22 protein-coding genes are annotated in these 25,907 nt (G+C 56.3%); 5 read left to right on the forward strand and 17 right to left on the reverse strand.

Features of this window, described 5'->3' with window-relative positions:
• Positions 1-250: 250 nt before the first annotated feature.
• The 12 genes from I3J27_RS07740 to I3J27_RS07795 form a co-directional block, all read right to left on the reverse strand.
• Positions 251-994 (reverse strand): hypothetical protein, encoded by a 744-nt coding sequence (locus tag I3J27_RS07740; protein WP_270167367.1) that lies wholly within the window; start codon positions 992-994, stop codon positions 251-253.
• Positions 995-1,005: 11 nt separating this feature from the next.
• Complete coding sequence (locus I3J27_RS07745) at positions 1,006-3,408, reverse strand: polysaccharide biosynthesis tyrosine autokinase (protein ID WP_270167369.1); 2,403 nt, start codon at positions 3,406-3,408, stop codon at positions 1,006-1,008.
• 123 nt (positions 3,409-3,531) lie between these two features.
• Positions 3,532-4,212: a hypothetical protein gene (locus tag I3J27_RS07750; protein ID WP_270167370.1), complete on the reverse strand. Its 681-nt coding sequence runs from the start codon at positions 4,210-4,212 to the stop codon at positions 3,532-3,534.
• Positions 4,213-4,298: 86 nt separating this feature from the next.
• A complete protein-coding gene (locus I3J27_RS07755; RefSeq protein WP_270167372.1) occupies positions 4,299-5,789 on the reverse strand; it encodes an O-antigen ligase family protein in 1,491 nt (496 codons plus the stop codon).
• Positions 5,768-6,745 (reverse strand): NAD-dependent epimerase/dehydratase family protein, encoded by a 978-nt coding sequence (locus tag I3J27_RS07760; RefSeq protein ID WP_270167374.1) that lies wholly within the window; start codon positions 6,743-6,745, stop codon positions 5,768-5,770. The genes I3J27_RS07755 and I3J27_RS07760 overlap by 22 nt, the downstream gene beginning before the upstream one ends.
• Before the next feature lie 6 nt (positions 6,746-6,751).
• Entirely contained in the window at positions 6,752-7,858 is a 1,107-nt protein-coding gene (locus tag I3J27_RS07765; RefSeq protein ID WP_270167376.1) for an ABC transporter substrate-binding protein, read from the reverse strand.
• A gap of 66 nt (positions 7,859-7,924) precedes the next feature.
• Positions 7,925-8,389, reverse strand: coding sequence for a hypothetical protein (locus tag I3J27_RS07770; protein ID WP_270167379.1), 465 nt, complete (start codon positions 8,387-8,389; stop codon positions 7,925-7,927).
• Entirely contained in the window at positions 8,386-8,850 is a 465-nt protein-coding gene (locus tag I3J27_RS07775) for a VOC family protein (RefSeq protein ID WP_270167381.1), read from the reverse strand. The genes I3J27_RS07770 and I3J27_RS07775 overlap by 4 nt, the downstream gene beginning before the upstream one ends.
• Before the next feature lie 9 nt (positions 8,851-8,859).
• A complete protein-coding gene (locus I3J27_RS07780) occupies positions 8,860-9,099 on the reverse strand; it encodes an acyl carrier protein (RefSeq protein ID WP_270167383.1) in 240 nt (79 codons plus the stop codon).
• Positions 9,100-9,146: 47 nt separating this feature from the next.
• Entirely contained in the window at positions 9,147-10,280 is a 1,134-nt protein-coding gene (locus tag I3J27_RS07785; protein WP_270167385.1) for a hypothetical protein, read from the reverse strand.
• A gap of 1 nt (position 10,281) precedes the next feature.
• The gene (locus I3J27_RS07790) at positions 10,282-11,721 is read right to left on the reverse strand and encodes an MBOAT family O-acyltransferase (RefSeq protein WP_270167387.1); all 1,440 of its coding nucleotides are present in this window, start codon (positions 11,719-11,721) and stop codon (positions 10,282-10,284) included.
• Between the two features lie 44 nt (positions 11,722-11,765).
• Entirely contained in the window at positions 11,766-13,685 is a 1,920-nt protein-coding gene (locus tag I3J27_RS07795) for an HAD-IIIC family phosphatase (RefSeq protein ID WP_270167389.1), read from the reverse strand.
• A 247-nt stretch (positions 13,686-13,932) separates the two neighbouring features.
• Here I3J27_RS07795 and I3J27_RS07800 point away from each other — a divergent pair, with 247 nt between their 5' ends.
• Positions 13,933-14,976 carry a glycosyltransferase family 2 protein gene (locus I3J27_RS07800; RefSeq protein ID WP_270167391.1) on the forward strand — a complete coding sequence of 348 codons (1,044 nt, stop codon included), beginning with the start codon at positions 13,933-13,935 and terminating at the stop codon, positions 14,974-14,976.
• Between the two features lie 34 nt (positions 14,977-15,010).
• Here the strand turns inward: I3J27_RS07800 and I3J27_RS07805 are convergent, their stop codons facing one another.
• A complete protein-coding gene (locus I3J27_RS07805; protein WP_270167393.1) occupies positions 15,011-16,270 on the reverse strand; it encodes a hypothetical protein in 1,260 nt (419 codons plus the stop codon).
• A gap of 92 nt (positions 16,271-16,362) precedes the next feature.
• Positions 16,363-17,529, reverse strand: coding sequence for a glycosyltransferase (locus I3J27_RS07810; RefSeq protein ID WP_270167395.1), 1,167 nt, complete (start codon positions 17,527-17,529; stop codon positions 16,363-16,365).
• A 204-nt stretch (positions 17,530-17,733) separates the two neighbouring features.
• Here I3J27_RS07810 and I3J27_RS07815 point away from each other — a divergent pair, with 204 nt between their 5' ends.
• Positions 17,734-18,555: a glycosyltransferase family 25 protein gene (locus tag I3J27_RS07815; RefSeq protein WP_270167397.1), complete on the forward strand. Its 822-nt coding sequence runs from the start codon at positions 17,734-17,736 to the stop codon at positions 18,553-18,555.
• 3 nt (positions 18,556-18,558) lie between these two features.
• On the opposite strand, the gene I3J27_RS07820 is transcribed toward I3J27_RS07815, so the two are convergent.
• Entirely contained in the window at positions 18,559-19,368 is an 810-nt protein-coding gene (locus I3J27_RS07820) for a glycosyltransferase family 25 protein (RefSeq protein WP_270167399.1), read from the reverse strand.
• A gap of 240 nt (positions 19,369-19,608) precedes the next feature.
• Here I3J27_RS07820 and I3J27_RS07825 point away from each other — a divergent pair, with 240 nt between their 5' ends.
• Both I3J27_RS07825 and I3J27_RS07830 read left to right on the forward strand, forming a co-directional pair.
• Positions 19,609-21,030, forward strand: coding sequence for a glycoside hydrolase family 16 protein (locus I3J27_RS07825; protein ID WP_270167401.1), 1,422 nt, complete (start codon positions 19,609-19,611; stop codon positions 21,028-21,030).
• Positions 21,031-21,262: 232 nt separating this feature from the next.
• Positions 21,263-22,336: an acyltransferase family protein gene (locus I3J27_RS07830; protein ID WP_270167403.1), complete on the forward strand. Its 1,074-nt coding sequence runs from the start codon at positions 21,263-21,265 to the stop codon at positions 22,334-22,336.
• Between the two features lie 86 nt (positions 22,337-22,422).
• On the opposite strand, the gene I3J27_RS07835 is transcribed toward I3J27_RS07830, so the two are convergent.
• Together I3J27_RS07835 and I3J27_RS07840 are read right to left on the reverse strand one after the other, a co-directional pair.
• The gene (locus I3J27_RS07835; RefSeq protein WP_270167405.1) at positions 22,423-23,355 is read right to left on the reverse strand and encodes a glycosyltransferase family 2 protein; all 933 of its coding nucleotides are present in this window, start codon (positions 23,353-23,355) and stop codon (positions 22,423-22,425) included.
• Positions 23,356-23,395: 40 nt separating this feature from the next.
• Positions 23,396-24,847, reverse strand: a complete 1,452-nt coding sequence (locus tag I3J27_RS07840) for a lipopolysaccharide biosynthesis protein (RefSeq protein ID WP_270167407.1) — start codon at positions 24,845-24,847, stop codon at positions 23,396-23,398.
• 286 nt (positions 24,848-25,133) lie between these two features.
• Between I3J27_RS07840 and I3J27_RS07845 the strand changes: the two genes are divergently transcribed.
• A complete protein-coding gene (locus I3J27_RS07845; RefSeq protein ID WP_270167409.1) occupies positions 25,134-25,877 on the forward strand; it encodes a class I SAM-dependent methyltransferase in 744 nt (247 codons plus the stop codon).
• Positions 25,878-25,907: the final 30 nt, after the last annotated feature.

Below are 25,907 nucleotides of genomic sequence, written 5' to 3' on the forward strand. Positions count from 1 at the left end.
ACATTGATAGGCTTTAGGCGAGGCGGTAGCGGGTGCACACCGCGGCAAGAACAAATGCCGCTGCGTCCTCCGAATATCGCGTTTCGTCAGCTTCACGGGCTAGGCTAGGTGGCCGCTAAGCACCAGTCGCTCTGATGCGAAACCGGCCTCGAGATGATGCTTCGTCAAGAAGGTTGGAAGAACTGATCCGGGCCCATTAGGTCGGGATTGCCGCAATCATTGAGGACGTCACTTCGTCCGTCATTCTGGATCAGTACCTCCAAGGTCTGAACTCTTGTGGCTCGATCCCTGGAATCTGGACCGTCAGACCTTCAGCCCGGAGTGCGCGGTCCAATTGGAGGCGAAAATCCAACCTTACCGTTCCAAGCCCGGCCAAGAGCGCTTCACGATGCCTCCAGCCTGCCCCTTTGAGAATCTTTAGGGCATCACGTATCCAGCCCGTTCGAACAATAGATACAAATTCCCTGCGGGCGCTTTCCTGAAGCTCAGGCGGAAGGACGTCATAGATCGCCAGCACATACGGGCTGCGAAGCGCAATCCAGCCCTCGTAGGGAGCTAGTCTATAGGACATTCGCAATTCGTCGAGATGATCGCTAACTTGATCGCCCCGATTGATGGCGCTCCAGTACTGGATGAACCATAAGAGGCCGTCGGTCGGGATGCAGCCCAGCGCTTTCCTTACGGACGAGCGGAGGGAAGTAAGACGTTCATTCGCAAGCTGGGAATCAAGAGAGTCAACGGCCATCTCGTAGAGGCGAAGACGGATGATAGCTGCTGCCCTGATTTCTCGTGGGTTACAGATTGCCCGATTCTCCGCTGCAGCCAACCCGGCTTCGGCAATCGGATTACGCTTAAACGAGGTGCCGGACAGAACCGCATTGGCTATGTTACTCAACCGGGACTCTTGGGTTTGGCTAAGAAAAAAGAGCATAGCCCAGCCCGCTGAAAAGATGGCGATTACTACTAGGATCGATCTGCCAATGGCATTGGCCATTCGCCGCTCGATCAGTCCACGTACCCGTATCGCGAGTAATATCGGTTGCGGTAGTAGCCTCCGCTATGCGTATCGTAGCGGCCCATGGCTGCCAAGTTTACCTTGTTTAGAACTGCGCCCATGAGACGTTCGCGAACAATCGGCGTTTCCCTGATAACTCGTTCGACGACGTCGACCTTCGATCTCGCCCACTCAATAACCAAAACGTATGAGTCGGCTAATGTGCCCGTCGCGCGCACGTCAATGACCGGCGCCAATGGGCTGAGATCCAAGATGATCCGGTCATACTGCTCGCGAAGTCCCTGAAAGAACTTCTCCATCTGTTGGGAGGCGAGCAGATCGCTTGAGTTTGAGAATCGCGAGGTTACAACGCAGGGAAGAAAATGCAGATTGGTCTCCGGGTCGATCCAGAGCGCCTCGGCCAGATCGGTCTTCCCGAACACGACCTCAATCAGTCCTGTCTCTGCTGAGCGGCTTAGGCGATGGGTAAGACTCGGATTACGCAGGTCGCCATCGATGAGAAGGGTGCGCAGTCCGCTCAGTGCCGTTGTTTGAGCCAAAGCCTCGCTGACCGTGGATTTCCCTTCATTGGGGAGGGCCGAGGTGATCGCGACCACTTTGTGCGGCGCCCCGTAATTGTTGAGGTCGGTTGCCAATTTGATCGAACGAAGTGCTTCGGCAAAACGCGAAAACGGTGAGTTGATTGCGAAACGCCCGATGCTGTTGTCGACCGTGAGTTGCCGACCATGGCGGTGCAAGTGAGCTGGTTCCGTAAGGCGACCCTGCTTGCCTGTTCCATTAGGAGGAGAAGCCGCAGCTGAACTCGGCCTTCTACTTTTAGGGAATGGTAACCAATCCTTGAATTGGCTCAGCGGCCGGCTTGCGCCCTCGTCTGCACCTAGGCCAACGATCGGGACAGAGGCGAGACAATTGGTCTGGAGCAGCCTTTCGACCTGATGGACGGTCCGGAAGACGCGGTCGAGCATTTCAAGGAAGATAGCAACCAGACCTGCAAGGATGCTGCCGCCGACGATACCTGCCAGGAGGACAAGAGCCATCTTCGGTGAGGTCTTTGGTGTCGACAGTTCGGAGGCCTGGGTGATGACCCTAGCCTCGGTCATCGGGAAGGATTGCTGCTGCACCGAGACCATGTAGAGCTGCAAGAAATTATCCGACAAGGCTCGCGCACTCTGCGCGTTGCTTTCAAGGTCCCGCAGCACAATCTGCGCTTGGCTCGTACCGTTCGAGACAGCGATTGTTTCGTTCAGACTTTTCTGGCTGGCATCCTCGCGAGCCTTGGCGATCGCTAGATCGCTCTTATAGGCCTCGGCAGTCCGGCGAAGCTCATCCAGGATGGAGCGCCGGATCTCACGCATCTGGTTGTGCAGGTTCACAACCGCCAAATGCGTTGGGCCATATCGATTAGACCAGTCTGATGCTTTACCTGCGTAATCAAGGTAGGTTTGGCGCAGCTTGGTAATGACCGGATTGGCCATTGAATCATTGACGGTCGCCAAATCATTCAAAATGACCTGAGGGTCGCTCTCGTCAGCATTGAGAATTGCGGTAATGCGCTGCAGCTTGGCTTCGGCCTCCGCGCGCTTTCCGCGAGCTTCAGTCAAACCGCTATTAATCTCAGCGAGTTGTTGCTCGGTCAACAGGCGTCCGCCGGCATCTACGATATTGTTCTTTGCCTTATAGTCGGCGACAGCTCTCTCGGCCGCGGAGGCCTGGGCACGGAGCTCCTTTAGGCGGTCCTGTAGCCAGACCGCGGCACGGCGCGATGCTTGATATTTCGATTCAAGCGAGTCGGTAATATAACTTTCGGCAATCGCGTTTGCGATTCGCGCAGCCAGATCACGGGACAAGGATTGATAAGAAATCTCGATGACGTAGCTAAGCCCAATGCGCTTAATTGATGTGCCAGCCTGGATGCGCGCTATTGCGCCTCGCATTAGTTCCGCGTCAGAGGGTCTGGACTCTGGAAAAAAACTCGAAAAGAGGTTTGTCAGTCCGCTCAGCAGGCCCTCGTCACCATTCATGAATTCCGGTGAATCGAGAAGATGGAGATCTTTAATTACCGCTGTGGCAATGGTCTCGGATTTTAGGACTTCGACTTGACTGTCCACCATAGCGGATTCGATCGGACTGTCTCCCGACGTTCCTCCGACCTGTGTTTGAAGGCCCTGCATCTTGCGACTGTCGATCATCAACACCGCTGTGCCGGTGAAGCGCTTTGGGGCGGTGAGCAAATAAGTGCCCGCAACCCCGAGACACAGCAACACTGTGATGATCATCACCGGATATTGCCGGCTGATGAGGCCGATCGCAGACGAAACTGTCTCGTTCAGGTTGGGCTGATCGTTACCTTGGAGTTGTGCCGAGGCAGGAGAGGGAATTCGTGTTTGCAGCATCCGGACTCCGTCTACCTACCCTGAATGATATGCGTCACGGCTATTGAAAAATGGAAATGCACGCATCCGAACGCCGAAATGCGGTTGGCTCGTTAGCCGTCGATGCTCAAGGGCACAAGGCCTTTAGCACGACCCCGATACGGTACAGATAATCGTTGTCGTCGTGGTTGTTCCGCCTGCCGAGCCCGCACTGCCTACGCTCGAGCTAAAGTAGTTGGTTGGATTGTTGGACACGCTGTTCGCGACGAACGTCTGAACGGATGCGCCAGAGAATGTATTCCCCGTGGGGGTGGTCTGACCACCAACCCCGCCGGAGGAACCGGTCGCTGCGCCTGAGAGAGCCACGCTGCGAGTCGGATCATTTCCGGTCAGGGCTGCGTATTGAGCATTGGCATCCGGTGAACCGATGGCGCCGAGATCACCTTGGATTTCCAAAGAGAACGTCAGGTCAGTGGTTTTGCAGACGTTAGCCGCTTTGCCAAGGCCGGTGCCGATCGCCTTCTGAAGCGCGGAGGTGGAAGGTCCCTTGCTCGAGAGATCCTTCAAGATATTCAGCACCGCAGGAAGGGCCTGAGGATAGGACGCAACGAAGGTTTGTACATCTGCGGCTACATCGTCGGGGCTGCGAGGTCCGTTCGGTCCTTCGAGCAGGGACGACGGATTGGTGGTGAAGGCGGCTGCCTTCTGAGCCGTGTCAGGATCGTTGACGCAAGCCGCAAATCCGATTGTGGGCGCGAGAAGAACGAAGGCGCAGAACGCGGCCGAAAGGAGCAGCTTCGACGAAAAGCGTCCTGGAGTCCTCATGATCGTAACCTGTTCCAACTTTTCAATTCACGCATTTTTAAAAGAAAATTAGATAAATGTACAGCCAAGCTCTGGCTGTTGATGGTCTAGGTTAACAGTTTGGATCTGCTGGAGAAAGATTGGGCCATCCCCATGCCCAGAATAGGACAGACGGCCAGAGAAAACCCTGGAATTTGCAGGGGAAAATCCACCTGCGAGTGAACGATCGCCAACAGGCCGATCCAGAAGGCCGCGGTCGGCAACGCTGCATCGCGGTCGCGACGGAGCATGCCCAACCCCAGCACTAGGAGAACCGAAGCCCAACCGATCGCCACCACAACCGCGAAGGGGATGCCCATTTCGGCGGCAATTTCCAGGGTCGTGTTGTGAGCCTGCTCCCAAATTCCGTACGATGGAATGTTGCCGCTTCTGTAGGCCGGGAAGATCCATTTGAAAGTTCCAAGACCGGAACCAAGCCATGGAAAATCTTTGATTATCCCGATCGTCGAATCGTAAGCGTACCATCGTCCCAAGTCGAAGAAGCCCTGCACGCCGAACCGCTGGCTGGCGCGTGGTGCAAGCAGTGAGACGGTCGCTACGACCAGCAGCGCGATCGCGGTGGGAAGGGCCCAGAGCAACCGAAGCCTGCGTAATTCCCGACGGAAGCTGATTGTGAGAGCGCCGGCGAGAGCGAGCAACGATAGCACGGATCCCGCGCGCGATCCGGTCAGCATGGTAGCGGTGAGCATCACAAAGCACGCCAAGAGATAGAATATTTTTCGTGGAGAGGTGGCGTGCAAGTGAGACCTGATCAGTTCGCGCCATGGTAGGGGCGGCTCCCCAGCGCGCTCCTGCCTGAGGCTTGCGGCGACGAGAATCCATCCGACCGTTGCGGCTCCAAAATAAGTCGCGGCCACGTTCGGGTTGATGAAGGTTGCCGTGACCGAATTCAGATAATTGTACTTCTGCTGCCAGAGCAGAAAGTTTGGCCAGAAGGCAAACGCGATAATGCCCTCGATTGCGTAGATCAGCGCAGAGCCTAGAAAGAAGTTCAACAGAAGATAGGCGTCGCGGCGGTTTCGGCCAATGAGATAACCACACAGCATCGACAGCAAGCACGCGATCTGCGATCCAGCCGAGAAGAAGGGCTGATTTCGAGCCGTTGAGACCGAGCCGTTTATTCGGTCTCCGAGTAGCGCGGAAGCCTGATCCCAGATCGGAGCCGTCAACTGGCTGGACAGGAGTAATGTTTGGCTCAATTGTTCGCTGACAACAAACGCCCAGGTCAGGGAAACCGCTGCAAACCCGGACAAGAAAGCTAAGTCTCGCGAGTTTATCCCCGGCAAGCTCGCCAGCAAGAGCACCGCAGAAAGCAATACCACCCACAGTCCGACGACGCGCGCATCCGTGGAGCCGAACGGAAGTGGCGCCAGCGCGATCACCGCACATAGGCCGAACGTCGCGACAAAGTCGGTATAACGGGCTGCCGCTCCTCCCACGCAATTGCTGCTATCACTGTAGGATGGATCGGTGTTGCCATTGATCGAACGAGAGTGTGCCCGATCCGGGAGAGACATCAATCGAAGTCCTTCAGACACGATTCTCGCTTCCATTCCGCGAGTGAGCTCTCTAGATCATAGGAAAATTTGAAGCCGCACTCGACCAGACGTTTGGGCAAGATGTTGGTTGAAAACCACAGCTTCCGAACACGATCGCGGTTGATTCCCGTATTGATACCGATCGCATGCAGGGCCTCGAACGGAAGTACTGCGAGATTCATGAACCAGATCGGAATGGTCAGTCGCGGCCGGCGATAACCCGCGACCCGCGAAAATGCCGTGCAGATTTCGCTGATCGTATATCTGTGCTCAAAGCAAAAATTGTAAATTGAGACGCCGTGATTGCGGGCGGACATGTGGATCATCGAGGAAACAAGATCCTTGACGTAACCGCACGATTTGATCGTATCGCTGCGCCCTGGATAGATGAAGGCTTTCCTCTCCATGACCCGCGAAAGACGTGTGAAGTTTCCTCGCTCGTAAAGACCAAAGATCACCGCGGGGCGAACGATGGTCAGCTTCCGATCCGATGCCTCGGATTGCCAGAGCAGCTTTATTTTCTCCGCTGAGAGTTTCGAGCGCCCGTAGGCACTCACCGGCGCCGGAGTTGCGTCCTCATCGAGCTCGTTTTCGTTTGGTCCGTAGATCGAAATGGAGCTGGTGAAGACTATGTTTCTAGAGGCGGTTGCGTTGGCGAATTTGCAGACATTGACGGCTCCCAGGATGTTCGTGTTGTAGTAATCGCCCTCCGGGTGTCCTGGGGTAACATGGATTGCGGCGAGATTGAAAATGTCCGCGGGTTTTCCGTTGGCGATGCGCGCATCGATCGTCTCTCGCACGTCGTGGTGCAAATACTCGACGCCCGGCACGGTCGCCCTGGGTTGGCCGATGTCGATCGAGACGATCCGGCTGTACGCCTGGGAGGCGACCAACCGCTCCGCGAGATGAGTACCGACAAAGCCGGCGCCGCCGAAAATAATAGCTTGAGAGGACATTTCTGATCAGGGCTCAACGCGGCTTAGGGCTTTCGCTTCTTTGCGGTAGGCCTCTTTCACCACGTCATCGTTGATGGCTCGCTTCAGATCGACGGGATTTTGTATAACACGGCGCCGCAAGAGTTGTTCCTCTAGAACGCGGATGCGTCTTGTATCCAGCTCTCCAAATCTCACGCCGAACGGGCGCAAAAAGCGGCGTTGCGCGTCCAGGAGACGAGAGATAAGGGGCGCTGGGAGGGAGGGGGCAATGGACTTGGCGATAATCGGAACAGTCCTGCCGTAGTCGGCGTAGACAGCATTCCAGCCCCCGGCGGTTGCAGCCAGATATTTCTCGAGGTTGCGCCGTTTGGCGAAGGCGCGCTCATTGGCGACGTAAAGCGCGCCCGGAGCGTGGATGCCATAAGAGTCGGGGCTCAGCACCTTGTAGTCGATATTCCGCCTCTCCAGCTCCTGGCCATCAACGTCGCGGCGACCAAGGAGTACGTCTGTTTTTCGGTCTAGCAGGTCTTGCAACGGAGTGCCGCTTTCGACGAGACGAAGCCGGCTTTGCGCCAGGGAGTTCTTGCTGGCGAACTGGTAGAGAATATTAAAGAAATCGGGTTCGGGGCTGAAGCCAATCCGCTTTCCTTCCAGATCCGATGGCCCAAACAGTGTCGTGTCGGGCAGCGCAAAAAATTCAAACGGGCTGATTGCAAAGGATGTCGCGAACGCGACGATTGGGAGCCCATCGGCCCGGGCCTTCAGAAAACCGGCGGCTGACACGATGCTGATGGTGTTTTCGTCGGCCGCGACAGCCGATAGGGCATCACCATCGCCGGAGCCGGCGACCAAGCGCACGCGCAGGCCATTGTTCTGAAAGAGGCCGTCCGCCATCGCCATGATCGTCCCGGCTGCGGCAGGCGAAATCTGGCCGCTCAATTTCAGCGTGTACTCGGCTGCGACGATATTGGTCCCGAGCACCTCGCTTCGGATCGGTTTTTGCCAAACAAAAATTAGCGCGACTAGCGCGCCGGCAGTGACAGCCCCGGCGAAGAGAGGCACGCTCAATCGAACCTTGCGGACTCTTCTTCGAACTCTCTTCATCGGTATGGCTTTGTTTGTCGAAATGCCCATCGATAATATGCGGTGCGCAATGAAAAATGACCTAGTGGGCACGAAAGTAAAGAGCTCAGGAAGAGCTCAGTTCAGTTCGTGATACTCATATCTGAAGGTGGCCGAACCCGAGGCAACCCCTAAAATCTTCTGCACTTTTTGATACCCCGCCATAGCGACAATAATGCAATCGGTGCTGCCGGCAAAGCAAATTTCAACCTTGATGGACTGGCCGCAGACATTGCTGACGATGACGACCTGATCAATGATTTTTGGGTTGACCATTTGCGGACGGGTAGTTGGGTGGACGGAAATGCACGCCCGGCCGTCCGGCGTCTTGTGAGCCTGTGCAAAGGTCCCACTCATGCCTTGAAAGGGGTTTGCAGCTTGTGTCGCAATTCCGGTTCCGCCGTAGATCGGAGCTGTCTTTTTCCCGAAGCCCGGGTTTTGCTGCGCCTGTGCCGACCGATTGGACGTCGACAAGGCGGCAAGCAGCAGGCTGACCAAAAGGCTGGTCCGGGAGAGCATATTTCGGAGAGGAGGGGTTTTCATATGCCCGCTTCTATCGCTCGCGATCCTGTATGTAAAATCTCGATCAGCCCAAAACCCGAGACATGGTAAAATGAAACGAACTGCCCATCGAACAGGACGGCGGGGGTTGGTGGGCTGACCGGCAGGATCGCGATATCCGCGGCCGATAATGTTGCAAGCGCCGCGTCGGCGTCGGCGCATGTATAGCACAGATGGTAAATCATTGTGCCCGAGCTCTTGACGAACTTGTCGATCGGGGATGGACCGTCCCCCGGCCAGATCACTTCGACGTCGGGCATGATCGGGTGGTGGCGCATGGCAAGGTTAACGCGCTGCAACGGATCAAACACACAATTCCCTTCGCTGTAACCGAGCAACGCCAGATAGCGAAATGCCTCATCCGGTGAGGCGACAGCTAGGCCCAAATGATGGAAGGCGAGGGCCGCCAAGGCAGGTGCGATCTGGTTTTCAGCGAGGGACACCCTGGGTTCTCACGCCTTCTTCTGAATGAGCTCGACGAACTCTCCGACGTTCTTTAGTCCGCCGATCTCAGATGCGGAAAATTTGACGCCAAACGATTTCGAGACCGCTAGAACGAGACGAATGTGAGACAGGCTATCCCAGCCGTCAACATCATCGGCCGTGGTCGCCGCGGTCAGAGCGAGGTCGTCCTCATCGAACACGTCGCGGAAGACTGATGTGAGCTTGGTGTAGATGTGAGCTTGATCCATAAGTGATATTCTTCCTTCGACTCTCAAGCATCGACGGTCGTGGTAACTCAATGATCGGACGATGCTGCCGTCGCTGGTTCGGTTGCGCGGGATGAAATATGTGGCTTGGCAGTCGCTTCATGACAAGCAAAAGAGCTCAAGACGTCAGCTAATCTGTCCGACCACACGTTGGCCAGATGTCGCTTTGCATGCACTTCATCAGAGTAATCCAAATCTCCGTCAAGGTCGCTCATTGACATTGAAATGAAGTTTGATCGTTCCTTGAATTGGCCCGACAATTCCTGCAACTTTTGCTCGTAGCCAAGCTGATACGGGCTTGCATCGCGGTGCCACGCGGGAATCGGAAGGTCGACGAGCACAACGCGCTCTCCCGAATCCAGCAATGACGCAATCGTGTTCTTGAGCAGACTGAGCTGAGTTTCGGAAATTGCGCTGTTGAACCCCATGTTCTCCTGCCAATACTCCAGGGCCTTCTTTTTGTCCTGTTCCGACATCACCGCGACTTCGCGTTCAGTCTCGGTCCGCTGTGCGGACCGGCGCCCGGTCAGGAGCAGATTGACGCCGGTTCTGGCTTCCCGCGCGGCCTTTTCGACGAGAAGGAGCGGCCGAAGCGCCATGACGCCGACGTCGAGCCATTTGGAGGGTAGAACCGCAACAGGACCATTGGCGGTCCGCCGATAGAAGCCGTATCGATACTTCTCGATATCAAGGTCAGTATCTCCACGATTGCGATCGGGGTCGGCAAACCTGAGGTCGGAATCCGCGAACATCCCGTACCAGACGCCGATCACGAACGTATTGGGTGCAGGATTGGGGCTGCTCTGCGTCTCGTGCACCAAATTAATGATCTGGGCTACTTCCGAAATATTCGCACCACCCATCGCCAGATTGCTAACTTTCGCGCAGGCCAATTTCGGTTGGATCACCCTCTGGAAGAAGCCAACAGCCGCATTGGACGCTCCTATGATCAGCACCTTGCTGTCCGAATTGTCGAGGGCGCTGCGTCCGAGAAAGACGTATTTTGGCACGGTCATGAACAGCGTGCGCTCTGCTGCCTGAAAGTCGCGAGGCCCTCCCTGCGAGGGATCCGGGAACACCAGGAAGGAGAGACCACCAATCAGGACATAAAGACACGCGAATGATGCCAACGTTAGCGCGGTCTGGCGAAGGATGTATCTCAACTTAAAACGCCTTGTAGACGAAGTCGGGAGACTTGTGGAGCAGCGTGGTGACCGCGACGATAGCCATCATTTGGCTCGCCAGCGTCAGGTTCCGGCCGATGAGACTATCGCGGATGGTTGCCAGAAAAGATGGTGCAGTCAGGTGGGGGGCAACCTGATCGGCGATAAACCAGAACAGCCCAAACGCAACCGTCATGCCGGCAATTGCTGCCGATATCCCGGCGGGGCCAAGACGGGTGAGCAAGCCTGCGAAGTCCGACAGTTCCGGCATCCAAAGGCACGTCAGGGCCAACACGAAATAGCTGATGGTAATGCCGCGAGCGAAATAGATATAACCCAAGGTTTCGCTCATCGCCCTGTAGCGCTTCTTCCCGAGCCATTGCGCGCAGGCGACCTGCCAGAGCTTGTTGATGCTGGCCCCGGCACCCATGAGAAGTCCGTAGACGACGAAAACGGCCGTGGTGCCATGCCAGATACCCATCACGAGAAACGTGACGAAAAATGCGAAAACGCCGAGATAGGCCGTCAGCGCGGGCGCAGGAAACCAGGACATCAGGAGCATGACAAGCGGGTTGAACAGATAGAACTTGAACCACTGCGACAACGTCATGTGCCAACGCTGCCAAAACTCTAGGAAGCTGCGGGCCGAGAAGGGTCTATCAAAGTTTTCCGGCAGGGACTGACCGAGCAGCACTCCGCTACCGATGACGATGTCCATGTACCCGGAAAAATTATAGTACAGGTATATGGTGTAGAGTGAAGCAGTCACACCATAGAGAATGCAGAGCTTTACGAAGGACGGATCGCCCGGCAGAAAGAGCTGCGGCTTTAGAAACGAGAACGCGTAATCCGCCAAGGCGGCGATGATCACAAATTTCGCGTAGCCGGCGATCACCCTGGCAAAGGCATGGAATACCTTGTCCGCATCGAGCTTGATGACCGCTATGCCGTCTGCGGCGCGAAAATCCTGATAGCGCTGGATCGGTCCGGACACAAAGCACAGAAAATTGCACGTGTAGCGGAAGAATGCGGTCGGCCCGATTCGCTCGTCGAGATCCCCCGAATGGACATCGACCATTAGATGCAGGATTCGGAACAGGATATAGGACAGCCCGATCGTCAAATACGGAAACGGGAGACGACCGAGATCATCGAAGAATGAGAACCGCTTCAGGAAGACATAGCACGCCAGGACGCCAAGGACCCCGAAGCCCAGCGCAAGCGAAGACTTCCAAACGGAAAGAATCGAGATGCATGCATAGCCCAAGAGCAGAAAAGCGAGCAAGGGCAGGATCTGGGTGTAGTCGGTGACGTAACTGGCGATAAAGATGCCATTGCCCAATCCGAGCACCAGCTTCCGATACGAAACGGAGTCACTGATGTGATAGGCGAGAATGACTCCGGCCAGGAAAGCGAAAAACAGAGGAGATGTGAGGCTCATCGACGATCAGCTCGAGCGTAAAGGCTTGCGGGAAGAAGATTGGCTTAAGCAGGCTGCAGCTGCAGTTGTTCACGCTCCACCGTCATCGGCAGGTCGCCGAGTTCTGCGTCGGTTTTCAGCTCCCATCGACTGCTGCCGTCGGAAGCAGTTTCTATCCGCGTAAATCCAAGCTTTCCATAGTGTTCGGCGACCATCTCGTTTCGCTCGGTTGGAAGGTAAAGGCCTTCCAGGGTCGAGATGCCTGCAGCGCGCGCACGGAACAAGATCTCAGCAAGCACCGCCTGTTCGACGCACCGCCCCAGCACCCGACAGCTCATTAACCAGGTGTCGATGGTCCAGGTGCCCGGGCGGGACGGGCGGCATATGACGACACAAATGATTCCGTTGTCGCCGAACTTGTCAAGCAGCCGGACGTGCAGCGTCATCGCATCACCGTCGTGCTCGAACTGTTCGATCTGGGGCTCGGTATAACGGCGAGTAGTCAGATTGAACTGGTTGCTCTTGTTGATCAGCTGGGTAACGCGCGACCTCGTCGTGCGATCGAAGGAGCCGAACACGATGCGCATCTCCAGCGACCGCAGATAGGACTGAATGTCCGAAGTCTGTCCCTGCAAACTCAACCGGCGGGCGTTTGCCTGATACATGTCGGCCCGCGCGCGATCTTCATCGGAAAAGGCGATCGCCTCAAAATAGCCTGCTGCCGCCAGGGTGCGCGCATAGCCGGCGGGATCGCTGTCGAGTTCGGGAACCGCCACTTCAGGGATTTCGCGCCGGATCAGGCCGCGTTCGACCGGATTGTCGTCGAGGAAAACGAAGGAATCCAGACCAAGCGCCAATTCCTTTGCGATCGCACGTATGTTGGTAGCCTTGTCATCCCAGTTTGCTTGGAACACGGCGATGTGATCCTCCTTCAGGAGCATGTCCGGATGCTCCTTGAAGGGGCGCCGTGCGATCGCATCCGTATTTTTCGAACTTACGGCCAGAACGACGCCACGTGCACGCAAGGCGAGGGCAAGCTGTTGGACCGACAAGAACGCTTCGCCCGTGGCGTCGCCTTGCGCGATCTGAATTCCTTCAAGTCCATCGTCGCCGATGATGCCGCCCCAAACCGTGTTGTCGAGGTCGAGCACGAGGCATCGGCGGCTCTTGCCGCGCATCGCCCCAATGATCCGGCAGACGTGATCCGCGTAGAGCGGAACGTAATCATCGGAAAATGGCAGTTTCGCCAAATTCCATTGCGCGGGGGAATGCCAGTCTGCAAGGCCAGCCGTTTCAGCAACGCCCGCGACGTCGAGGAGCAGATCGTTTGACTGGAGGACCGTCTCGCATACCCTTTGGTTGAAGCGATCAACGAGGTTTCTGCTCGTTCCGCTTAGTGCGCGATCGAAGGATCCGAACAACCCTTCCGGAGGAGCCGCAAGTGTCTGGACGATGCACACGGCGCCGCTGTTGTGCGCAATCGCCGCACGGATGGTGTCGAGGAGGCCGATAGCGGCGTCGATGGTCTGAGCGGCAACCTGTTCGTTGCCAGGGCTCGGTTGAAGCGCAAGGCCTCTGTGATCGAGCGCAACCAGGACCGCATCTGGTCGCGATGTGTTGAGACGTGAGTCCGGCTGCAAGGCGTCCTGGAGGAATTGATCATACGCACCGGTGACGCATTCGAGGGCAAAGCCGTGGCGCGCGGCCGTGGCAATCAGGACTGGGACGATGAGATCCAGGGTGCCGTTTCCGATCAGGCCAAGCCGAAATGGAGCCAAAGGTTGCAGGGACCGTCCCTGCTCACGGGCCGAGACAATCGCGCGTCCCAATCGCGAAAGCTGCCGCTCATCCAGCGCGTGGGTCGCGAGAAACCGGATTTGGCGTCCCAGATCGGCTCCGGTAGTCAAAAGTTCTTTGCAGCCAGAAGAGAAATCCTCGGGCGGTCTTGGAAGCCAAGACAGTTCCCGATACAGTTCAGCGGACATCGTGACTTCCAAGTCTACGTCGTAGAATTGTGATTATACTAGCAAATCGCGTACCATGCCAGTTAGGTCAGATCCGTGAACACAATTAGACAGTTTCGTGGCGCGGCTCTTCACCACACGCCCCTCTTCATCCGCCTCGTTTGGTTCGCCTCATCACAAGACCGAATGAGGGAGGCCGCTGGCGCGGGAAAAGGACCAACCAGAATGTTCGTCAGTCAGGATCGAAATGCCCCGGGACCCGAGTGAATTGGCTCTTTCCGTCGTCATCCCGAACTACAACTATGCAAAGTTTGTCGGCGCGGCGATAAGGAGTGCCTTGGGAATTCGATGGCCTAAGGTGGAAGTGATCGTTGTCGACGATGGATCGACAGACAATTCGCTTGAGGTGATTGGAACGTTTGCGGACAGAATTACGCTTGTCGAACAGGCAAATGCCGGCCAAATGCCCTCGTGCGTAAATGGATTCCGCCGTTCTTCGGGCGACGTCGTCATCTTTCTAGATTCTGATGATGCGTTACATCCCGACGTAATGACCGAAATTGCGGCGGTTTGGACTGAAAAAGCCAGCAAATTCCAGTTTCAAATGCGAACTATTGATGCAGATGGAAACGCAACGGGCAGCATTCTGCCACAGTATTTTGTGACCCCTACACCACAACAAATCCGCGAGTGGGCAATGACTGCGGGCGTCTACCCAACCCCGCCGGGTTCTGGCAATGCTTATCCACGCGGGGTCGTTGATCAAATTTTCAGTATCAAGACCGACTTCGTGGACAGGGCGCCCGACAGCTATTTGGTGACGGCTGCCCCCGCGCTTGGTGATGTTATCACAATCGCCAAACCGCTCGTAGATTACCGCGTCCACGGCGCAAATCATGGTGCATTTTTGGAATTGGAAGACGACCGCTTCGCCCGCGAAGTCGATGTCACCCGACGACGGGTTGGTTATTTTCGGGAAATTGCCGCCAGCGTCGGGTTGTCCGTCGCGCCTGAGACGTTGAACAGAAACATGCTGTTTCTTTGCCTACGCGCTGCGTCATACGCATTGCGGCCCGATCGTCATCCGCTCGCGAAAGACAGCGCAGGACGCATCATCGCTGACTTTCTCCGAGCCCTGTCCTATCCGCAGGGTTTTTCATACTCCCAGCGAATGTCATTGTTTTTCTGGACTATAGCAGTGGTGGCTGGCCCCAGGCGGCTTTCCCGCTCCCTGGTAAGTTGGCGTTACGCACCAACAAGCCGTCCCAGATTGATGAGGGTCGCCCTCAACGTTCTTAGGGTGGTGAGGTAGTGCGTTGCACGCTGAGAGATCAGCACAACGGGCGTCACGGCCTGGACGGCCGATGCATGTTCGGCACGAGGGTCAGAAGCCAGATCAAGAGACAGTAATTAGGCTTGAGCAGAAACGAAAAGCCGATCCAACTCACCAGAAAAAAATGGCAGGCCTCGACCCTCAGGGAACTTGAATACAGTCGGATCGTCACCAGCGTCAGCAGGAGAACAAATCCAAGCAGGCCGTATTCGTATGTTACTTTCGCCCAAGTCGGATCGGCCACTTCATAGGTAAATCGGGCCACCGCGAGGTCCCGGAAGAAGCTACCGGCGCCCTTGCCGAGCCACGTATTTAATATCCCGCCGTCGAAGCTGTTTTGTACCATTTCCATTGGTGCCACAAATCGGGCATAGGCGCTCGTCCCGGAATTTCCAAACTCGGATAAGCGGTCAAACCACGGGGCGAGAAACGGGAGCTCCAGATTGTAGAGAACGACGAATAATAGCAGCGCGCCGACTGCGGAGGCGATGAAGGCAGGAATGCGACTCGCCGTCCTGGGTAGCAGCAAACCGGCGAACACAGCGATCAATCCGGAGCCCGAGAACGAGCAGAGCAAGCCCGCCGTAAGCAGACCCAATACGATCAATCTCTTTCTGGTCCGATATTCGATAAGGAGGGCGAGTCCTGTTACAAGGGACAGATCGGCCGCTTCGCGAAGAAAGAACCCGTTTGCTTTTACGATGCCTCCTTCTTCACGAAAGAAAGTGTAGAAACCGGCGCCGCGCAATGATTGGGGTAGTACAAAGTAAATGTTGGCAAGCGCCTTGAGCTTGAGGCCATTGACCAGCGCGATTTGTACAACGGCCGTTGCTGCGATCGCGGACGCGGCCAAGACATAGGCGTTCAGCGTGTAATCCTGAACGGGTTCAAGTCCGGGGCGCCGTCTGAAACGGAAGCACAATGGTAGGTAAAGGACGGCCAGAAGTAGAAGTGAACTCCAGGACGTACCGGAGGTTGCGAAAGGAACGCGAAACGCGGCGAGCGCGATCACGCTGATGAACACAAACAGGGAAGGAACGCTCAGCGCGGCATATCCGGAGCCTAACAGGTAGGCTGTCGTCAGAGCGTAGCAGACCAGATCGCACGCGAGCGGAAATTCTCCGATGTTGTAAGCGATTTGGCCAAGGAAGAGCACGGAGAAAATCGAGATCGAGACCAAGCGCTTTCCGGTCGAGCTCAATTCGAAATCCGACTGAAGCCCCGAGGTCGGGCCTGACGCCGCGTCGATGGTGCTGGCGGTGGTCGAACTCATCTAGCGTCCGTTGGTGGTCTGCAGGCCTTGAAACCGGTCCATTTGGAGCCGCCCGGCTGCGACTTTCCGACCTAAATACACTGCCGTTCCCCTTACAGAAAAACCTTCGAAAGATAACGCGTTCCGGCTTCCAGGCCGAACCGGGCGGAAAGCAACTCGAACAGTGAATCCTGGTTTCGATTGAGCGCTGCAAGATCATCGATGTTACGGGTGATGGTCTCTGCGAGGCTGTCCAAGTCGTCGGCAGGGAACATTGCCGATTGTTCTGTGACCGTGGTGCCGGCCAGCGCATTGCGCAAACCGAATATCGGCAGGCGCTGGAACGCATAGTCTAGAACTTTGAGTTTGAACCCGCCCCCAAGCAAATCCGGCACCAGCCCCCCCCGGGAGGACGCGACAAATGGCGAAACATCGTCGACACGTCCATGGAAAGACAAAAACGGGCTGAAGCGGCTGAAACGATCGCGAAAATGCGGCGGGACTGTGCCGACGACGTTGAGAGTGACTCCATTCCGCTGGAGAGCCGGCAGCAGGCTTTCCACGATTAGTTCAAGGTTCCTTTGCTTGGCGCCCCACTCAAAAGAGCCTAGGAGTAGCAATGAGCGAGGGCAGTCGGATTGGATCTGACGGGCAGGGCGGACAGAGCCAAGATAGATCGGTGGAGCAATGTGGACGTGCTTCGAGAACCGCTCGAAGTAGGAGGCGTCCTCGGCAGAGATACACGTGACTGCATCTGCGCTCTGCAGAATCCAGTTCTCCAATCTGCGATATTTTTCGGCATCCAGCCGCATGAGCGTCCGGCGCAGCGGGTTGTTGAAGCTGCTAGCGATCCGCGGCCGGATGGCGCCTTCGGCATTATGCGAGATATAGCAGATCGAGGCGCGTTTGCGGTTTTGTAAGATTGCGGAGAGCGGCCCTGCGGAATAGGCGTGATCGATCACAATCCAATCCCAATTTTGCTGCAGCAGTTGTGCCAAAGACCGGAGGAGTTCGGGCGTACTCAGATTGAAAGCATCTCGCGGAAGGGGCGAAAGCAGACTCCGGAGGCCTGATGAGCGGGCGGGGGGAACGTCGACACAAATGGTGTTTGGCAGGCTCAGGATATCGCCTACCGGCTCGTCCGTCCTGCGGGTGCCAACCAGAGTGATCGCTGCTTCATTGGTCTGCGCCAGCGCTTTCAACAGGCCCGCAGAGTAGAGCGCGTCGCCCGTGAATAGCGGCGTAGGCAATCGTCCGCAGATCCAAAGGATGTTCTTCATTGCTCAACCGTAAGGATTTGCCGTCGATGCTCAGTTGTCCAATGCAGATTAGGACATGGTGATGTCAGCAGCAAGATTTCAAAATTGGAGAGCCTGCTCGAATTGGCATTTTGGCTGCTTGACCTCTAACTAGCACTTGCAGCATGCATGGTCTACAGTTCGGCCGTTGCCCACGATTTAGACCCATGCCTGTTCGGAAGCACGATGGCAAACGAGACCAATATTCCGATCTTCATCATTAACCTGAGGCGCGACAGGGAGCGTTGGGAGACCATCCGGAACTTTATGGTTGGGGCTGGGCTACCCTATTGCCGATTTTCGGCAATCGACGGAAAACGCAAATTGTCCTTGATCCGCTCCACGATCAGAAGGGATTTCATTAATACGAAGATCGGGCGCCCGCTTACTACTGGCGAGATCTGCTGCACGCTGTCCCATATGGTTATTTTGCGTCGAATGGTGCGACAAAATATCCATCGGGCGGTCATCCTGGAAGATGATGCCGAGTTTTCGGACAGCTTTGTGGAATTTTATCGCACTGAGCTGCCACATTATCTGGCGCGTTGCGACGTAGTTAAGCTGGAAGGCATTTTCTATGATCACACCTCCCGCACTGGCCCGGTCATATCCAGTGGGAAGTTTACAAAACTCATCGTGCCTTTGAATCCTACGCTTGGGTCGGCCGGATATGCGGTCAACCTGCGTGGCGCGAAAGCATTGTTGAGCCGCCTTTCCATCCTCGATTGGCCTACCGATCACCTTTTGGTTGGCTATGAACGATACAACGCTACGTTCGGGGAGATCCGGCCCTTGTTGGTTCAGCAAGCGCCCGTCGTCAGCAACATCGAGATTGATCGGCGAAAAGAATGGAACCAATCCAAGGCTGACACGTCGACGATCAATCGGTTGCGTCGACGGGCAGGCTGGCTGGGGCGTGCGTTGCACAGGCCAATCGTCATGGTGCGCAATGTCCTGATTGCCAAAGTTGGTCGAGGCTTTCGGCGTAGGCCCGCGCAAGCTTTGTGATTGTCAGGCGAGGGACTCTCGCCTCGGTGTGCGCAGCCGGCGCTTGATCAGGAACTTTGCAATGTAGACAAACCGCAGCGCGGCTCGGCTCGGTGCCCTAAGTTTATTCTGCAGTCGCCGAAGCCGCCGGGAGGCATCGACGTCCAGATCGAATACCTTGCGTTCGTGCTCGAGATTGCTGGTGTAGTCGGCCTGCCGTGCCAGAAAGGGTTCCGTCTCCGCGTAATCGACCCAATGGCGATCATAATATGCGAGCTTATGATCAAAGGGTCGGTCAGCGACAGAGACTGCCTTGAGCAGGGCGATGGCGCCCTCTTTGGTTACAGCATAGGCGGCTGCGCCGAGGGTTGGTTTCACGCGGATAACGAGCTCGCTCGTAATGCCTTGCTCAATCAGGAATCCGGATTTCGATGTGTGGGGGTAGTGAATGCCTTCGAATTTCACGATATCGCTTACCGCCAGGAACCTCGGCAGATCATTCTGGTAGAATTGTTGGAACTGATTGTCGAAAACGACATCATCCTCGAAGATCATCGCGGCGGGAAGATTCTGCCGCACGATGCGCTTCAACGCGGAGATGTGAGAGAGGTAGCAACCGATCTCGGCATCGGTGAGATTACGATTTTCGGACGGATAGACGAACTCGCGATGAACGATGCGGCGAATGAGGTTGATCTTTTTGCGAGCGTCGACGGCACGGACTTTCTGATAGGCGATACCGAGCCCGCCGAGGGCGCCCGAGAGGCTTCGCCATCGAACAATGTCGCGATCAAGATTGATAATGAGCGCGGGTGGGGCAAATCCGGCCGTCACGGGTTTCCTCGCCAATTTGCAGCAAGCCTAGCGGGTAGCTGATGGAACGAGCGATAGCAACTGCATTCGGCCTTTGCCGGTCTCGCTTCGTCAACACGGACGGGAAGCATCATTTGGGTAGTCGTTATCGTTTTGGGATTGTTGACGACCGCAGTCATGGAAGGACCCGCAAAATGTGGGATATTCGCCTTACTGACGTCGACATGCCGGGCAACCTGAACGCCCGTTCGGAGGCTGTCAATGCGGAGCATTGATCTGGACATCGATGGCGTCGTGATCGTAGATGACGTCGGATTTGAGAAAGGGATCTCAGGGATGATGACTTCCCGAATTCATAAATCAGCGCTGCTGGCGCTGCTGTTTGTTGGTGCGCTATTGCCCACAAAGCCGGCATGGTCTGCCGGTTGGGAGCTGGTGTTTTCGGACGACTTCAACGGCGACAAGCTTGACCGGACGAAATGGGCCACCCGCTATATCTATAACAACGAAACGATGGACCATTTCAAGGACGAGAACCAGCGCTATCGCGACAATCACGTCGTCTCCAGCGGAGTGCTCAGCCTGGTGGCCAAAAAGACGGAGGGAACGAGCCTCTTCGAGTCCGCGATGATCCGAAGCCATCGAACCTTTTATTATGGTTACTATGAGGCACGGGTGTTTCTGCCGAACGCGAAGGGCGTGTTTCCAGCCTTCTGGCTCGAGGCCGACTACGATCTCGACGGCAAGACCTGGCATCCGCCCGAGGCGGACATTTTCGAGTTCGTGATCAACGGGGTCGAGGATAAGGCAAACTCGCTGCATTCCAACGTAATCGGCCCGTTCAACGAAAAACAGTACACTTACGTCGACAAGAATTTCCTGGCCAAGTTTCAGAACCTGTATGCGAGCGAGGATCTCAATCTCGGCTGGCACACCGCAGGCTATGTCTGGGCTCCCGACAAGGTCTCGTTTTTCTGGGACGGCAAGCTGATTTACACCCGCAATTACCAATGGCTGCGCAAGGATGGACAGCTCGGGCCGCCCGCGCATGTTGACCTCAATTTCGCCGTCGGCGGCAGCGAATGGGCCGGCCGGCATGGGATCGATGAGGCTGCATTTCCGCAGGCCTTCAAGATCGACTATGTCCGCGTCTGCCAGTTCACCGAGTCCGACAAAGGGGCGCGCCAATGCGGGCCCAGCGAAGTCACGCCCGATCCCAAGGCCTTCGGCTATTCGACGACGGTCAACGACATGCCGAAGCCGGCGTTCTTGAATGGCGGCAAGGTCGCGGGCAAGCAGGTCGGTGCGGGGGCAGCCGCGCTGAGCGCCTCTCAACCGGTGACAGTTGAGATCCCGATCAGGTTGCCGGATGGATATCCATCGAACCGGACTCTTCAGGCGTCCGTTATGGATCCTGCGACGGGCGCGACCGTGGCAACAGCGAACGCGACGCTGGATCCGGGAGCCCTGAAGAAGCGGTCTGACGGCGCCAGTGTCCTGGAGCTCTCGCTACCACCGATGACGCGCGCCGGATCCTTCGTTCTGGCTGCCAAGTTGACATCCGAGGTGACCGGCGACAAGGGGGCCAGACAGGTGCTACCGAGCCCAGTGACGTGCAGCACCGAGATCGTGCAGCCCGCGAAAGCACTGTCCTGCCGGCTGCTGTCGTTTCAGGTGAAATGATCTGGGCAGCGCGGCACTTGCGATAGTCGGGCACGAACGGATCACGCCCGACCCGTTGTGTCGCAACATCTGCGAATTGCAGGCGACATCGGGGACCGCGCTTGAGCCCGCGTCTGTCGGCGCAACCACTACGACCAAGTTCGGAGGCTGTCGTGTAACCGCCTTGCGCATTGCTGGAGCACCGGAAATATGCTCTTTAAAGCTATATGTTTCGGAATGTGTCGCGGTGTGAATGACGCAGAGAATTGCCGGTTTTGATGGCCTTCGCGCCATTGCCGTATTGATGGTGCTCGCCGAGCATAAGCTTCCGTTCGCCAATAAGTTCGCGCTGGGTGGTTATGGCGTGCACCTATTTTTTGTGCTAAGTGGCTTTCTCGTCATCGGAATCTTGCATCGAGCTCGAGGCGCGATCGAGAGTGGCGCGAGCACCTTCAGGCGGGAGATCGTCCGTTTCTACGAAAATCGCGCCTTCAGGATCTGGCCAATCTATTACCTGACAGTCGCGCTGATCGCGGCATATGGATTTATCGGAGGAAGGCCCCAGCTTAGGGGCGACGAGATATTCTCTCTTCTGACCATGACGAGCAATATCTTTCAAAGCTACGTCTGGCCGAACTATCCCACTCACTTTGGCGCGTTCTGGAGCGTTGCTATCGAGGAGCAGTTCTATCTTTGGGCCGCGATCGCCTTTTTACTGACGCCGCAGATCCACGCTTGGAAGATCTGTGTCTTTGTGATTGCCATTGGCGTGCTTTTCGGAGTCGTCAGCTTTGTACTTGGATTGCCCGGTCGATCGATCTACACCGGCTCGCTGACGAATTTCGGTCTCATGGCGCTAGGTGGGCTGGCAAGGATGAGATGGAAGAGACGTGGAAGGCTCGCAGCCCCCGCTCTGCTGCTCTATTTGCTATGCCCGATCATTGAGTGGTGGTGGGCACCGCCGCAGGGCGCCGGACTCCTGCTGTTCTTTGGATCAGGAATTCTTGTAGCAATTCTGCTCTCGGAAATCATTGCTAATCAGTCGTCGCTGTTGGTGCGGTTACTGGAGTTACCGCCCCTCAAATATGTCGGCCGGATCAGCTACGGCCTTTACATCTTCCATGGCTTCTTCGGCTTGGCGCTGCTTGGTAACTATGCTCCGGTTCTGAGGCAGTCCTATTCAGGCATCATCGACATCGCGATCTCGATTGGCATTGCAAGTCTGTCTTGGCAGTATATCGAGGCGCCACTATTGGCGCTGCGCGATCGGATACGGACCAGACGAGTTCGTGCAACAGTTACTCCGCGAGCAGTTGCCGCCGAATAGTCGCCACCTCCTCAGAGGGACTTGGTGTCCCGACGGTTAGTGGTTGCTTCTGTAAAACGGCGTGTTGCCCACAAAAAAGATGCCGCTCACAACCAGAACATTCTTTTGGATAAAGTCGCCCAGCCACGCGGCCAAAATCCCAGGGCCGCAAAGCGAACGAAGTCCTTCGGCGTGGGCCTGATCCCATAGAATGTCGAAAAAACCTGCAACATCAGTTGCTGCCGCGCCTTGGCATTGTCTTGGAAGTGAAGGTTTGAAACCAGGTCATATGCCGTTCTCACCTTGTCCTGCTTCGTCGAGATTCGATTCCGGCTGGGCGTCACATCGAAGCGGTAGAGGGGCATGTCCAGCAAGTGGGCCGGTCCGAATTGTTTGACGATTCTAATGAAGAACTCGAGGTCCTGCCAGGCGGGCAGCTTCTCGTTGAATAGTCCCGCCGCCCGGAAAACGGCGGTCGGGGCAAAGACCTGGTTCCCGATATGGTTCGCCTCAACGAGGTCGGCGAGCTCTACGGTTCCTTGCTTCTTCGTGACGAATAGCTCGCTGCCACTACTGACGATGACATCCTGCGTATAGAGGCAGGAAACGGGCACCTTGTGCCGGGCAAACGAGGTCCAGCAATCGTGCAGCGCCCCCAGCCTTTGCGGTTCAAAGCTGTCGTCGTCGTCCAAGCCCGTGATAAACTCCCCCGTTGCTTCCAGAATGGCACGGTTTCTCGCTCCCGGCGCACCGCGAGGGCTGTCGTTGCGCAAGGAGCGGACCCTCTTGTCGTCGCGAGCAATCGACTCCAGGAAAGAGGCCGTACCATCCGTCGAAGCATCGTCAACGACGATGAGTTCGAGATCAGTAAATTGCTGCTCAAGAACCGATTTGACTGCTGACGCCAGCAGATCAACTCGATTGTGGGTCGGAATGTAAACGGAAATGGTCAATGTTGTCACCGAGCGGAATTGGCGTGCACACCGGGTTTCGCCAACGCCATTCTTATCACTCGGCGAGGCGCTTGTTAAATCGAGCATGCCAAATCTGACTTGTCCGGTAGCCGAGGTCTTTTCGTCGTCATATTCGCTTGGACTTCAGCATACGCAATCCACGCCGGAGGAGTTCACGCTTCGTCTCGAACAGCAGAATGAAGCAGAGATACACAAGATACGAAACGGCAAAGAGAGCGAGCATCTGAAGAGAGGTGATCGCCTCTACGGTGCGGCGAATGACTTCCAGCACGCCGGCGGCTCCGAGGGTGGCAAGGACGTGCGGAAAGGCGAGGTTGACCAAATCCTTGCAACTGACCGGGCCGCTGCGTCCGGCTGCGATCCATATCAGTGGGATCAGGGCAACGTAGTTCGCAACAGTATACGAGGCAGCTACGCCAACGACACCCCAACGAAGGCCGATGACGAACGAGGCGACGGTAATCACCGCGCCATAAGTGCCTAGCCTGAAGAGATCAGCGCCACGCCCCTGGCTGAGGAAGAGCCAACCTGTCGTAGACGACATCACCTGGTGCAGGCCCGCTATGCCCAGCCACTGGAAAATCGGAGCCGCAGGCTTCCACTGCGGACCAAACAAAATTTCGAGCAGCTCGGGTGCGCATATTACGGCACAAAGAATGCCGGGCTGGGCCGCGAGCATCATCAATGAGACCGCTTCGGTGTAGGTGCTGCGGTATCTGGCGGCGTCGGTTCGGATGCGTGACATCAGCGGCACAAGTACCTGGCCAATGGGGCCATTGAGCTGCCCGATCGGAAACAGCAGCAGCCGATATGCGCGGTCGTAGAGTCCGAGTTGATCGCTGCCGAGGAAATGCCCGATCAGGATATTGTCCGAATTACGCGAAAAATAGTTTACCAGATTGAATCCAGAGACATGCCAGCCGAAGCGGAGCATGTGCACGGTGCTCGAATCGAAATGAGGCAACCCCGGTCGGTACCTCGCCGACAACCAGATGCCAGCCGCAGAGACGATGGTACCGCCTGCGGCCGATGCAAAGAGAACCCAATAGCTTGGCCACAGCAGCGCGCCGACCACGCCAATGCCGAATGTAATCGTGGCACTCACGATGTCGACTATGGCCAGCTGGTTGAAATGCGAGTCCCTATTGAGGATAGCCGTCGGAACAGCCTGCGGTCCGCTGATCAGGACCAGCAGCGCGAATGCGAACGTCACCAGCGTAACTCGAGGTTCATCGTAAAAGCCGGCCAGTAAGGGGGCGCTACCCCCTAGCACGAGAGCAAACCCGACCGAGGCCAGAACGGAGACCCAGAACAAGGAGTTGAGCTGGCTAGGACTGGTGGTGCTCCGCTGGATGATCGCCTGACTGATCCCCAGATCCTTGACGACACTGATCAGGGCGGTGGCCGTCGCGACCATGGCGAGGATGCCGAAATCCGATGGCTTCAAAAGGCGGGTTGTGGCAACCGTGAGAAGGAAGCCGGTAACAAACCGCCAAGCCTGAGCGATACCTGTAACGGCAATGTTTTTGGCGGCGCGCGATTTGCTGTTGGAGTCCACGTGCTCGAACCGTTCCTGGCTTCGTACCGCGAGTTCAAATCCAACGCCCCATGCAGAGAACGAGCCAGTTGAGACGATCGGTTGTTGAGACCACCAATTAGAATGAAGACCCGATCAGGTCAAACCTGGATGCTGTTCCTGCGAGGCCCATCGCTTCGGGCGCGGATAGCAGGATCAAGATCGCGACAGCTGGACCGCATGGCTATGAAGCGGTAGACTTTAATGGTATCGTACTATCGACACGATCGTAATGTTGGTCGGATGCTGAATAATCTCCGGGGACGAATTGCGTAACGCCGAGACTTGGACAGAGACAAAGTACGTCCTGCGAAACGGGCAACTCTCAAGCTCCGACGATCCTGCTGAAGTGGGTGTTGGCTCGAGACTTATCTCAAATCTTGTAGCAGCAAAGTATTTCGAGGGCCTGAAATTGCACGCGTCAGGTCGATTGCTCGATCTTGGCTGTGGCAAAGCCCCACTCTACGGCGTGTACAAGACTCTCGCTACCGAAGTCACCTGCGTAGACTGGGGCAACAGCCTACATCAGACAACCCATCTGGATCGCGAAGCGGACCTCACGCAGCCTATCGACCTTCCGGGTCAAGCCTTTGACACCATCATATTGTCTGATGTTCTTGAGCATATCCCGGTTCCGCTCGATCTTTGTCGCGAGATTGCTCGGCTGTTGGCGCCGGGCGGTAAGCTTATCATGAACGTTCCGTTCTATTACCCGTTGCATGAGACCCCACATGATTTTTATCGGTACACCGAATTTGCTCTGCGTCGGTTTATGGAAACCGTAGGCATGCGCGTAATTCATCTTGAGCCAATCGGTGGTGCGGTGGAGATCGTCTCCGACATCGTATCGAAGAACATGGTCAAGCTACCTATCGGCGGGTTCTTCGCCGCACGTGCGATGCAAGCTGTGGCATGGTGGTTTGCAAGAACTAGGCTTGGGGCGAGGGTATCAAAAAAGACGTCCGCCCAATTCCCGTTGGGATATTTCATGGTCGCTGAGCGGCCCAGATGATGGACCTGCTAGCTTCGCGAACGCGAGGAC

Origin of the sequence: Bradyrhizobium xenonodulans, from assembly GCF_027594865.1 — a bacterium.
GTDB lineage: Bacteria > Pseudomonadota > Alphaproteobacteria > Rhizobiales > Xanthobacteraceae > Bradyrhizobium > Bradyrhizobium xenonodulans.

Excerpts from the sequence above, each read along its gene's own strand:
- I3J27_RS07740 (WP_270167367.1), bottom strand. The coding sequence starts at position 994 with ATGGCCAATGCCATTGGCAGATCGATCCTAGTAGTAATCGCCATCTTT.
- I3J27_RS07745 (WP_270167369.1), bottom strand. The coding sequence starts at position 3,408 with ATGCTGCAAACACGAATTCCCTCTCCTGCCTCGGCACAACTCCAAGGT.
- I3J27_RS07750 (WP_270167370.1), bottom strand. The coding sequence starts at position 4,212 with ATGAGGACTCCAGGACGCTTTTCGTCGAAGCTGCTCCTTTCGGCCGCG.
- I3J27_RS07760 (WP_270167374.1), bottom strand. The coding sequence starts at position 6,745 with ATGTCCTCTCAAGCTATTATTTTCGGCGGCGCCGGCTTTGTCGGTACT.
- I3J27_RS07765 (WP_270167376.1), bottom strand. The coding sequence starts at position 7,858 with ATGGGCATTTCGACAAACAAAGCCATACCGATGAAGAGAGTTCGAAGA.
- I3J27_RS07770 (WP_270167379.1), bottom strand. The coding sequence starts at position 8,389 with ATGAAAACCCCTCCTCTCCGAAATATGCTCTCCCGGACCAGCCTTTTG.
- I3J27_RS07780 (WP_270167383.1), bottom strand. The coding sequence starts at position 9,099 with ATGGATCAAGCTCACATCTACACCAAGCTCACATCAGTCTTCCGCGAC.
- I3J27_RS07790 (WP_270167387.1), bottom strand. The coding sequence starts at position 11,721 with ATGAGCCTCACATCTCCTCTGTTTTTCGCTTTCCTGGCCGGAGTCATT.
- I3J27_RS07795 (WP_270167389.1), bottom strand. The coding sequence starts at position 13,685 with ATGTCCGCTGAACTGTATCGGGAACTGTCTTGGCTTCCAAGACCGCCC.
- I3J27_RS07805 (WP_270167393.1), bottom strand. The coding sequence starts at position 16,270 with ATGAGTTCGACCACCGCCAGCACCATCGACGCGGCGTCAGGCCCGACC.
- I3J27_RS07810 (WP_270167395.1), bottom strand. The coding sequence starts at position 17,529 with ATGAAGAACATCCTTTGGATCTGCGGACGATTGCCTACGCCGCTATTC.
- I3J27_RS07815 (WP_270167397.1), top strand. The coding sequence starts at position 17,734 with ATGGCAAACGAGACCAATATTCCGATCTTCATCATTAACCTGAGGCGC.
- I3J27_RS07825 (WP_270167401.1), top strand. The coding sequence starts at position 19,609 with ATGCGGAGCATTGATCTGGACATCGATGGCGTCGTGATCGTAGATGAC.
- I3J27_RS07830 (WP_270167403.1), top strand. The coding sequence starts at position 21,263 with ATGACGCAGAGAATTGCCGGTTTTGATGGCCTTCGCGCCATTGCCGTA.
- I3J27_RS07835 (WP_270167405.1), bottom strand. The coding sequence starts at position 23,355 with ATGCTCGATTTAACAAGCGCCTCGCCGAGTGATAAGAATGGCGTTGGC.